Raw genomic sequence first — 12,874 nt, 5'->3', positions numbered from 1 at the left:
CAAAAACCATGCCTTTGGTTATTAAACGAAAAAATGCCGCCATTTATTCAACGGCGACATCTTCGTTTTTCCTGCAAATTAGCGAGCTACTGTTATAAATCCTACCTTCAGATTAGGTTGGCCTGTTGCTTTAATGGCATAGTAATATGTTCCATCTGGCACTCCTTCCGGACCAAATCTAAGTCCAGTGTTAGACGTTGCATCCCACTGAATTCCGTTTTCCGTGGATACTTTCTGATTGGTTGATTTCCAGATTAAGTGTCCCCATCTGTTGTATATTTCAAACGATTCGATGGTGAATTCGCCCGAGCCTTCTTTCACAGAAAGGTTAAGTGTCTCATTTTTACCATCATCATTTGGAGAGAAACCATCCATTAATTCAACTCTATCAACTAGTATTTCAGAAATAATTCCATCTTTCGGTATTCTGAGTATTGTTGGATCACTCAACTCAGGCTTGATTACAATACCTGAATTCGAGATATCACTAACATCCTGACCAGTGGTGGTTTTTCCATAGGCTACCAGATTACTAAAGTAAGGACCATAATTGTTGCTATACTTAACATGAACTGTGAAGTGCAATGTGTCGGTCTTACCTACAGCCAGTTTTGATGTTGAATCACCTAATACTAATCTATAGTCAGTTTTACCATTGAACGAAGGATTAATTTTCATTTTACTTCCTCCAAATGTTGTACTTCCTACGATTGAGAACTGAACTGAATCAGGGAAAGTTTTGGTTAAAGAATCCACGATTGAAACATTTTTCAAATCTTTGAATCCAATGTTTTTAACCAAAGCCATGTATTTCACTTCGTAAGTCTGATCATCAACCTCGCTGGTATCTGAGATACTTAAAGCGACTGCAATACCTACTGTACTTGAATCAACCCCAATAGTAAATTTGGTTGGCTCATCGTTATTATTCGGATTACCATCATTGTCCGGATCAGGATTAGTTCCAGCTGTTGAAACATCACTGATAGTACGATTATTGGCATAAACCGTGGCAGTATTGAAGAAGTCACGTTTGGTAGCATTTGCCATATTGACTTTCACTTTGATATCTACAGCCAGTGATTGGCCGGTACCCAATGAACTCAATGAATCAATTAACAGATTGGTGTTACCACCTCTACCAGTGAAGTTAGGATTTGCAACCAAACCATTTTCGGTAGTTACCTGAATCTTATCATCAACTATCAATGCTCCGGAACCAAATGTAGCAGCTAAATCATCTACAAGTTGAATCTTACTCAAATTACCGGCACCCATATTTTGAATATTGAATGTAAACGGCACTTCATAGATTTTATCAGAGATGTATCTGATTGTTCCGACATTTTTGCTCAAACCAACCAGGTTGGTAGTTGAGTAATCATTAATAGTATAGCTACTTGTATTGTTACTTAAAACATTGTCGATTTGATCCACTGCAAACAATTCGGCGTTATTGACAATTTTACCTGCTGCGGTTACTTTGGCACGATAAGTAATTTTAACGCTATCGTTGATTTTCAATGAATCAATATTAATCTTAACCATGCCATTAGCATAAGTGGCATTTGTACTCACCGTATCTATTTCCAAACCTTGAGGTATGATATCTCTAACCACAAGATTTGTTGCTTTTACAGCTTTGAGGTTTTTAATAACAACGTTATATTCAACAATCTGACCTACTGGAACAATCTTAGCAGAAGCTGTTTTGTACAAAGAAATATCAACAAACTTGGTAGAGTCAGGCTTGATTCCGCCAGGACCACAGTTATCAATTTTCACTGTAATCATAGTTGGAGTGCTAAAGCATCCAAATTTACTTCTTTCGAACAGATAATAATTGCCCGCCTGTACTGATCCTGTAGTGGTTATCAGTGTTGAATTTGGAGAATTACTTATGTGGAATTCATAAGAACCACCACTAGTAGAAGGATCTCCAAGTATTGCACTGTTTAAGTCAACAGTTTCGAACGGACAAACATTTTTAACTTCTGAGAGAGCTTTTGGAGCCGCTACAACTCCACCCACTGAGATAGAAATTATGTTTGAGTCATCACTTTGACACTCACCACTCTTAGCTCTACATTTAGCTGTATAATGGAACACACCAGATGTAGTAGGGGTAACAGTAAGAACTGAACCTGATTGACCTGTTGACCATACCACTACACCATTACAACCAGTTGCAGTTATTATTGCTGATTCACCAAAACATATAGTATTTGACTTACAAGCAATAAATGGTTTTGCAGGTACACCAACATTAACACATACTGTATCAGAAGCTTCACTGGTACAAGTACCAACTACGCAAACTGCTGTATATTTAGATAAGGTAGTTGGAGCTACTTCAATTTGATGTCCAATCATTCCATTAGACCATTTAACTTCACCTTCACATTCGTAAGCTGTTAGTGTTGTTGTCTCTCCAGGACAAACCAAATCTGTTGCACAAGCAATTATTGGTTTAGTTGTTTTATTAACTTTTATAGTCAAAGATTGAGATACCGCACTGATACATGTATCCAATTTACAAACTGCGTTGTAAGTTGTATTTGCAACTGGTTTTACAACAATTGAAGCACCTGTTTTACCATTTGACCAAATTACTGTACCAGTGGCACAACCTGCTGCTGTAAGCGTAATATCCTCAGGTTCACAAATTGTAAGTTTTGAGGCAGAAATAACTGGTGCAGTTATATTACAACCTGTTCCACTACATCCTGTTGTTTTCCTTTCTATTACGATTGCATTTGAGTTAGGACTTGTTCCACATCCATTAGAACATACTGCTGAGTAAGTTCCAGGCGAGTAAACGACAATTCTATTTCCAACTCCTGAAGTATTCCATGTTACTGTACCACTACAACCGGTTACGGTCAATATAGCAGAATCACCAACACAAATACTAGTTTTATTAGCGGCAATCACTGGAGCTACAGGTGCAGAACCCCCTGAGGTAATTGTAATAGGATCAGAATCAATACTTGTTCCACAGTCATTGGTACACTTAGCAGTATAAGTACCAATTTGTTTTACAAAAATTGAATTTCCAATTTTCCCATTACTCCATGTTACGGTACCTGAACATCCTTCAGAAGTCAATTTAGCGGAATCTGACCCACAAATACTTGTTCTGTCAGCTGTAATAGACGGAGCAGATGGTCTTCCATTTACATCTATTTTAACTACGTTTGAAGCTACACTAGATCCACAAGAATTAGAACACACTGCTGTATAAGTTCCTGTTCCAACCAATATACTTTCACCTTGTTCTCCTGTATTCCAAATAACAGTACTTGAGCAACCGATGGCAACCAATCTGGCTTTTTCAGTTCCACAAACACTAACTTTGTCAGTAGTTACCAAAGGAGGATTAGGAATCGCACCTCTAACAATGGTTACAATATTACTATTAGGGCTTTCACCACAAGCAGTGATACAAACCGCTGCATAATCACCTGGATTACTTATAGTTGTACTGGTTCCGGTTGCGTTATTTGACCATTTAATTTGACCAGTACAATTTGTTGCAGTTAAGGTAATCGATTCAGTTCCGCAAATCTCATTTTTAGAAGCAGCTATTACTGGTGCTGAAGGTGTTATTCCCTGAGTCACTGTGATTGCATTTGATGAAGGACTACTGCCACAATCATTTACACATGTTGCGGTATACGTTCCTGCCCCAACACTTATTGTACTTGTTGTTTCTGAAGTACTCCATCTTATTGTTCCTGACGTACATGCACTTGCTGTTAATGTAACTTTTTCAGTTCCACATACAGGGCCAGTACTACCGGTGATAGTCGGTGCCGTTGGTGTAACTCCAGTGCCAATGGTTATCGCTGCCGAGGCAACCGAAGTGCCACATGCATTGGTACAAGTTGCAGTATAAGTACCTGCACTCACCTCTTTCGTAGTGCCTGTACCACCTACTGACCATGTTACTGTGCCATTACAGCCTGTTGCTGTCAAGGTCGCTTTCTCTGTGCCACATACCGTTGACTTATTACTTGTCAAGGTCGGTGCTGTTGGAGTTGCTCCCTGAGTTACAGTGATGGTATTTGATGCTGGACTACTGCCACAATCATTTACACATGTTGCGGTATATGTTCCTGCCCCAACACTTATTGTACTTGTTGTTTCTGAAGTACTCCATCTTATTGTTCCTGACGTACATGCACTCGCAGACAAGGTTACTTTCTCAGTTCCACATACCGGACCAGTACTACCGGTGATAGTCGGTGCTGTTGGTGTAACTCCAGTGCCTATGGTTATCGCTGCCGAGGCAACCGAAGTGCCACATGCATTCGTACAAGTTACAGTATAAGTACCTGCACTCACCTCTTTCGTAGTGCCAGTGCCACCTACTGACCATGTTACAGTGCCATTACAGCCTGTTGCTGTCAACGTCGCTTTCTCTGTGCCACATACCGTTGACTTATTACTTGTCAAGGTCGGTGCTGTTGGAGTTGCTCCCTGAGTTACAGTGATTGCATTTGATGCAGGACTACTGCCACAATCATTTACACATGTTGCGGTATATGTTCCCGCCCCAACACTTATTGTACTTGTTGTTTCTGAAGTACTCCATCTTATTGTTCCTGACGAACATGAACTTGCTGTTAATGTAACTTTTTCAGTTCCACATACCGGACCAGTACTACCGGTGATAGTCGGTGCCGTTGGTGTTACTCCAGTGCCTATGGTTATCGCTGCCGAGGCAACCGAAGTGCCACATGCATTGGTACAAGTTGCAGTGTAAGTACCTGCACTCACCTCTTTCGTAGTGCCTGTACCACCTACTGACCATGTTACTGTGCCATTACAGCCTGTTGCTGTCAAGGTCGCTTTCTCTGTGCCACATACCGTTGACTTATTACTTGTCAAGGTCGGTGCTGTTGGAGTTGCTCCCTGAGTTACAGTGATGGTATTTGATGCTGGACTACTGCCACAATCATTTACACATGTTGCGGTATATGTTCCTGCCCCAACACTTATTGTACTTGTTGTTTCTGAAGTACTCCATCTTATTGTTCCTGACGTACATGCACTCGCAGACAAGGTTACTTTCTCAGTTCCACATACCGGACCAGTACTACCGGTGATAGTCGGTGCTGTTGGTGTAACTCCAGTGCCTATGGTTATCGCTGCCGAGGCAACCGAAGTGCCACATGCATTCGTACAAGTTGCAGTATAAGTACCTGCACTCACCTCTTTCGTAGTGCCAGTGCCACCTACTGACCATGTTACAGTGCCATTACAGCCTGTTGCTGTCAACGTCGCTTTCTCTGTGCCACATACCGTTGACTTATTACTTGTCAAGGTCGGTGCTGTTGGAGTTGCTCCTGAGTTACAGTGATTGCATTTGATGCAGGACTACTGCCACAATCATTTACACATGTTGCGGTATATGTTCCCGCCCCAACACTTATTGTACTTGTTGTTTCTGAAGTACTCCATCTTATTGTTCCTGACGAACATGAACTTGCTGTTAATGTAACTTTTTCAGTTCCACATACCGGACCAGTACTACCGGTGATAGTCGGTGCCGATGGTGTTACTCCAGTACCAATGGTTATCGCTGCAGAGGCTACCGAAGTGCCACATGCATTGGTACATGTTGCAGTATATGAACCTGCACTCACTTCTTTAGTTGTGCCTGTGCCACCTACTGACCATGTTACTGTGCCATTACAACCTGTTGCTGTCAATGTCGCTTTCTCTGTGCCACATACCGTTGACTTGTTACTTGTCAAGGTCGGTGGTGTTGGAGTTGCTCCCTGAGTTACAGTGATTGTATTTGAACTTGGGCTACTGCCACAACTGTTGATACATACTGCTGAATAAGTTCCTGCTCCCACAATTATCGTGCTTGTGGTCTCTCCTGTACTCCACTTAAGGGTACCTGATGTACACGCACTTGCAGACAACGTTACTTTCTCTGTTCCGCATACAGGACCCGTGCTACCTGAGATAGTTGGTGCTGTTGGTACCGTTCCTGGTACTACTATTATCGTATTCGAGGCCGGACTACTGCCACAGATGTTTTCACATACTGCACTGTACGTTCCTGCTCCTACACTGATCGTACTTGTTGTTTCGCCTGTGCTCCACTTCAATGTACCTGTGGTACATGCACTTGCAGACAAGATTACTTTCTCGTTTGCACATACAGGGCCGGTGCTGCCTGTGATAGTCGGTGCGGTTGGCTTGCTCAATTTCTGTATCGTAACAGGTGTCGAACTGCTGCTTGTGCCACAAGTAGTTGTACATGTTGCAGTATAATTACCTGATTCTCCTACTTGTATTGAAGTTCCAGTTGCTCCCGTACTCCAGGTTACTGTTCCATTACAGCCGGTAGCTCTCAATGTAGCTTTCTCTCCATCACAACATACTGTCTTATCAGTTGTTACTACAGGGGCGGATGGCAATGGTTCGCTGCCTATTACTATTGGCAATGAAGCTGCCGATGTTCCACATGCATTGGTACATGTTGCAGTATATGAACCTGCACTTACTTCTTTCGTAGTGCCTGTGCCTCCTACTGACCATGTTACTGTGCCATTACAGCCTGTAGCTGTCAAGGTCGCTTTCTCTGTGCCACATACTTTTGACTTATCACTTGTCAAGGTCGGTGGTGTTGGTGTTGCTCCCTGAGTTACAGTGATTGTATTTGAACTTGGGCTACTGCCACAACTGTTGATACATACTGCTGAATAAGTTCCTGCTCCCACAATTATCGTGCTTGTGGTCTCTCCTGTACTCCATTTCAATGTTCCTGAAGTACATGCACTTGCAGACAACGTTACTTTCTCTGTTCCGCATACAGGACCCGTGCTACCTGAGATAGTCGGTGCTGTTGGTACTGTTCCTGGTAATACTATTATCGTATTCGAGGCCGGACTACTGCCACAGATGTTTTCACATACTGCTGTGTATGTTCCTGCTCCTACACTGATCGTACTTGTTGTTTCGCCTGTGCTCCACTTCAATGTACCTGTGGTACATGCACTTGCAGACAAGGCTACTTTCTCGTTTGCACATACAGGGCCGGTGCTGCCTGTGATAGTCGGTGCGGTTGGCTTACTCAATTTCTGTATCGTAACAGGTGTTGAACTGCTGCTTGTGCCACATGTCGTTGTACATGTTGCAGTATAATTACCTGATTCTCCTACTTGTATTGATGTTCCGGTTGCTCCCGTACTCCAGGTTACTGTTCCATTACAGCCAGTAGCTCTCAATGTAGCTTTCTCTCCATCACAACATACTGTCTTGTCTGTTGTTACTACAGGGGCGGTTGGCAATGGTTCGCTGCCTATTACTATTGGCAATGAAGCTACCGAAGTGCCACATGCATTGGTACAAGTTGCAGTATATGAACCTGCACTCACTTCTTTCGTAGTGCCTGTGCCTCCTACTGACCATGTTACTGTGCCATTACAACCTGTTGCTGTCAATGTCGCTTTCTCTGTGCCACATACTTTTGACTTATCACTTGTCAAGGTCGGTGGTGTTGGTGTTGCTCCCTGAGTTACAGTGATTGTATTTGAACTTGGGCTACTGCCACAACTGTTGATACATACTGCTGAATAAGTTCCTGCTCCCACAATTATCGTGCTTGTGGTCTCTCCTGTACTCCATTTCAATGTTCCTGAAGTACATGCACTTGCAGACAACGTTACTTTCTCTGTTCCGCATACAGGACCCGTGCTACCTGAGATAGTTGGTGCTGTTGGTACCGTTCCTGGTACTACTATTATCGTATTCGAGGCCGGACTACTGCCACAGATGTTTTCACATACTGCACTGTACGTTCCTGCTCCTACACTGATCGTACTTGTTGTTTCGCCTGTGCTCCACTTCAATGTACCTGTGGTACATGCACTTGCAGACAAGATTACTTTCTCGTTTGCACATACAGGGCCGGTGCTGCCTGTGATAGTCGGTGCGGTTGGCTTGCTCAATTTCTGTATCGTAACAGGTGTCGAACTGCTGCTTGTGCCACAAGTAGTTGTACATGTTGCAGTATAATTACCTGATTCTCCTACTTGTATTGAAGTTCCAGTTGCTCCCGTACTCCAGGTTACTGTTCCATTACAGCCGGTAGCTCTCAATGTAGCTTTCTCTCCATCACAACATACTGTCTTGTCTGTTGTTACTACAGGGGCGGATGGCAATGGTTCGCTGCCTATTACTATTGGCAATGAAGCTGCCGATGTTCCACATGCATTGGTACATGTTGCAGTATATGAACCTGCACTTACTTCTTTCGTAGTGCCTGTGCCTCCTACTGACCATGTTACTGTGCCATTACAGCCTGTAGCTGTCAAGGTCGCTTTCTCTGTGCCACATACTTTTGACTTATCACTTGTCAAGGTCGGTGGTGTTGGTGTTGCTCCCTGAGTTACAGTGATTGTATTTGAACTTGGGCTACTGCCACAACTGTTGATACATACTGCTGAATAAGTTCCTGCTCCCACAATTATCGTGCTTGTGGTCTCTCCTGTACTCCATTTCAATGTTCCTGAAGTACATGCACTTGCAGACAACGTTACTTTCTCTGTTCCGCATACAGGACCCGTGCTACCTGAGATAGTCGGTGCTGTTGGTACTGTTCCTGGTAATACTATTATCGTATTCGAGGCCGGACTACTGCCACAGATGTTTTCACATACTGCACTGTACGTTCCTGCTCCTACACTGATCGTACTTGTTGTTTCGCCTGTGCTCCACTTCAATGTACCTGTGGTACATGCACTTGCAGACAAGATTACTTTCTCGTTTGCACATACAGGGCCGGTGCTGCCTGTGATAGTCGGTGCGGTTGGCTTGCTCAATTTCTGTATCGTAACAGGTGTCGAACTGCTGCTTGTGCCACAAGTAGTTGTACATGTTGCAGTATAATTACCTGATTCTCCTACTTGTATTGAAGTTCCAGTTGCTCCCGTACTCCAGGTTACTGTTCCATTACAGCCGGTAGCTCTCAATGTAGCTTTCTCTCCATCACAACATACTGTCTTATCAGTTGTTACTACAGGGGCGGATGGCAATGGTTCGCTGCCTATTACTATTGGCAATGAAGCTGCCGATGTTCCACATGCATTGGTACATGTTGCAGTATATGAACCTGCACTTACTTCTTTCGTAGTGCCTGTGCCTCCTACTGACCATGTTACTGTGCCATTACAGCCTGTAGCTGTCAAGGTCGCTTTCTCTGTGCCACATACTTTTGACTTATCACTTGTCAAGGTCGGTGGTGTTGGTGTTGCTCCCTGAGTTACAGTGATTGTATTTGAACTTGGGCTACTGCCACAACTGTTGATACATACTGCTGAATAAGTTCCTGCTCCCACAATTATCGTGCTTGTGGTCTCTCCTGTACTCCATTTCAATGTTCCTGAAGTACATGCACTTGCAGACAACGTTACTTTCTCTGTTCCGCATACAGGACCCGTGCTACCTGAGATAGTCGGTGCTGTTGGTACTGTTCCTGGTAATACTATTATCGTATTCGAGGCCGGACTACTGCCACAGATGTTTTCACATACTGCACTGTACGTTCCTGCTCCTACACTGATCGTACTTGTTGTTTCGCCTGTGCTCCACTTCAATGTACCTGTGGTACATGCACTTGCAGACAAGATTACTTTCTCGTTTGCACATACAGGGCCGGTGCTGCCTGTGATAGTCGGTGCGGTTGGCTTGCTCAATTTCTGTATCGTAACAGGTGTCGAACTGCTGCTTGTGCCACAAGTAGTTGTACATGTTGCAGTATAATTACCTGATTCTCCTACTTGTATTGAAGTTCCAGTTGCTCCCGTACTCCAGGTTACTGTTCCATTACAGCCGGTAGCTCTCAATGTAGCTTTCTCTCCATCACAACATACTGTCTTATCAGTTGTTACTACAGGGGCGGATGGCAATGGTTCGCTGCCTATTACTATTGGCAATGAAGCTGCCGATGTTCCACATGCATTGGTACATGTTGCAGTATATGAACCTGCACTTACTTCTTTCGTAGTGCCTGTGCCTCCTACTGACCATGTTACTGTGCCATTACAGCCTGTAGCTGTCAAGGTCGCTTTCTCTGTGCCACATACTTTTGACTTATCACTTGTCAAGGTCGGTGGTGTTGGTGTTGCTCCCTGAGTTACAGTGATTGTATTTGAACTTGGGCTACTGCCACAACTGTTGATACATACTGCTGAATAAGTTCCTGCTCCCACAATTATCGTGCTTGTGGTCTCTCCTGTACTCCATTTCAATGTTCCTGAAGTACATGCACTTGCAGACAACGTTACTTTCTCTGTTCCGCATACAGGACCCGTGCTACCTGAGATAGTCGGTGCTGTTGGTACTGTTCCTGGTACTACTATTATCGTATTCGAGGCCGGACTACTGCCACAGATGTTTTCACATACTGCTGTGTATGTTCCTGCTCCTACACTGATCGTACTTGTTGTTTCACCTGTGCTCCACTTAAGTGTTCCTGTGGTACAGGCACTTGCAGACAAGGTTACTTTCTCATTTGCACATACCGGGCCGGTGCTACCTGTGATTACTGGGGCCGTTGGCTTACTCAATTTCTGTATCGTAACAGGTATTGAACTGCTGCTTGTGCCACATGTTGTTGTACATGTTGCAGTATAATTACCTGATTCTCCTACTTGTATTGATGTTCCTGTTGCTCCCGTACTCCATGTTACTGTTCCATTACAGCCTGTAGCTCTCAATGTAGCTTTCTCTCCATCACAACATACTGTCTTATCTGTTGTTACTACAGGTGCGGTTGGTTTAACTCCAGTTTCAATTACCACCGTATTAGAAGCATTACTTGCACCACATGCATTTGAACAATTGGCCGTGTAATTACCGGCAACACTTACGGTAATAGTTGAAGCAGTTGCACCAGTACTCCATAATAAGGTGCCGTTACACCCTGTTGCTGAAAGTGTCGTACTTTCACCATCACACAGCAATGTTTTAACTGCTGAAATTACAGGTGCACCAGGTGTAGTTCCTTTTGTAACCACAACCGAATTAGATACGCCACTCAAACAACCATTTACTTCACAATTTGCTGTGTAAGTACCTTCTATAGAAACATTTATTGAAGTTCCAGTTTCCCCTGTTGACCATTTAACAATTCCATTGCAATTTGTAATCTGAAGTTTTACACTACCATTTTCACAAAGCGTAGTAGGCCCAACTATTGATACTACAGGAGGATTTGGTTTATCTTTAACAATCACTTTTGCAGTACTTGTTACTGAACAACCATTTACACTAACTGTAATGTTATAAGTTCCTTCATTGGTATTTGTAACATTATTAAGAGTAATTATTCTTCCTGAGGCTGTATAACCATTCGGACCTGTCCAAGAATAAGTTGCACTTGTACCATAATCAGGAAGAGTTATAGTGAGATCTTCACCTTCACAAACCTCAGAAGTTGAACCAATCAATTCGTTAAGTTTTCTTACTTCAACAACAACAGAGGCGGTTGCACTACATCCTTTTGCATCTTTGGCAGTAACATTGTACGTGCCTCCATTTATCAATTGGGCATTTGCAATTTCTGGATTTTGTAATAATGAAGTAAATCCATTTGGACCAGTCCAGGAATAACTTGTACCACCTGTTGATGTCAAAAGGATAGAAGTTCCAGCACAAACCGGAGTATTACTTCCAGCAGTTGCTATTAACTTAGCAGGTTCTGTTATTATGATATCTGTAATCTCCTTTGAACAATTATTAGCGTCTTTTACAACAACTGAATATGTTCCTGCGGTAAGTCCTGTTATTGTTGCAGATGATGGTGCTCCATTACTCCAAACATAAGTGTAAGGTGCTAATCCACCAGTAACATTCACAGAAATACTTCCATCATTTCCATCTTTACATGTAACATTCACAGTGGCAGCATTGGCAACCAACTGTGTGCTTTGATTAATAGTAACCTGGGCTGTAAGTGTACAACTATTGGCATCTGTGATTGTAACTGAATAAGTTCCCGCTACCAAATTGTCAATTATTGAGGTTGTACCACCGTTTGACCAATTATAAGTATAAGGTTGAGTTCCTCCTTTCACAATTATTGTAGCTGAACCAGTATTGTCACCAAAACATTTCACATCAGTTTTAGTTATTGGTCCAGAAATATCCAGTTTTTCAGGAATTCTTACTGTTGAAGTAGAAACTACTACCGGACATTTTCCATCTGCCAAAATTGTATTGGTGATTGTATATGATCCCGAAGCTGCAACTGCCACATTAATAACTCCTGTAGAAGTATTTAAAGCAGAACCTAAAACCGGACTTGAACTAAACACACCTGCCTGTGATCCTGCTCCAAATATAGGAGAAAGGGTAATTGGCTGATTGTAACAAATTGGCGTATTAGGATAATTAAATTCAGCTGACTTGATACATTTATAGAACCCAGCATCAACAGTCTTATTATCATCACCACTTTGTATTGTAATAGATGAAGTTTTACCAGTCACAACATTGGCATCACTATCTTTAGTATCATCAGAACCACTATTCTCAGGACTGTTGGTATAGTCACCAGCAGATCCTGGTGTAACGAATTCTACAGTATAGGTGCCTGGAGCAAGATTAGTAAACTCATATTTACCATTTGCATCAGTAGTAGTTGTCAAACTTACAGGAGCTCCTGTTGAAGTGGTGCCAGTCAATTTTACTGTTGCTCCTGAAATCCCAGGTTCTCCCGAATCTTGAACTCCGTTCTTATTGGTATCTTCCCATACATAGTCGCCCAATTTAGCAGGTTTGAAGTATCCCGCATCAAGCGTCTTGTTCTCTTCTCCGGATACTACTGTCACGCTCTGGGTCGTGCCTGTGG

2 protein-coding genes (1 of these 2 running past the window's edge) are annotated in these 12,874 nt (G+C 42.8%); both read right to left on the bottom strand.

What is annotated here, in order from left to right:
- Positions 1-78: 78 nt before the first annotated feature.
- Positions 79-5,328 carry a gliding motility-associated C-terminal domain-containing protein gene (locus tag IPP61_10690; protein MBL0325630.1) on the bottom strand — a complete coding sequence of 1,750 codons (5,250 nt, stop codon included), beginning with the start codon at positions 5,326-5,328 and terminating at the stop codon, positions 79-81.
- Positions 5,325-12,874: the 3' portion of a carboxypeptidase regulatory-like domain-containing protein gene (locus IPP61_10685; protein MBL0325629.1), read on the bottom strand. It continues 5,959 nt past the right edge of the window; 7,550 of the gene's 13,509 nt are visible here — the last part of the coding sequence; the start codon falls outside the window, past its right edge; its stop codon occupies positions 5,325-5,327. Before IPP61_10685 ends, IPP61_10690 begins: the two co-directional genes overlap by 4 nt.

Source organism: Cytophagaceae bacterium (assembly GCA_016722655.1).
Classification (GTDB): Bacteria; Bacteroidota; Bacteroidia; order Cytophagales; family Spirosomataceae; genus Leadbetterella.
The sequence above is the reverse complement of the archived record's forward strand: the minus strand, read 5'-3'. Positions and strand labels throughout refer to the sequence as shown.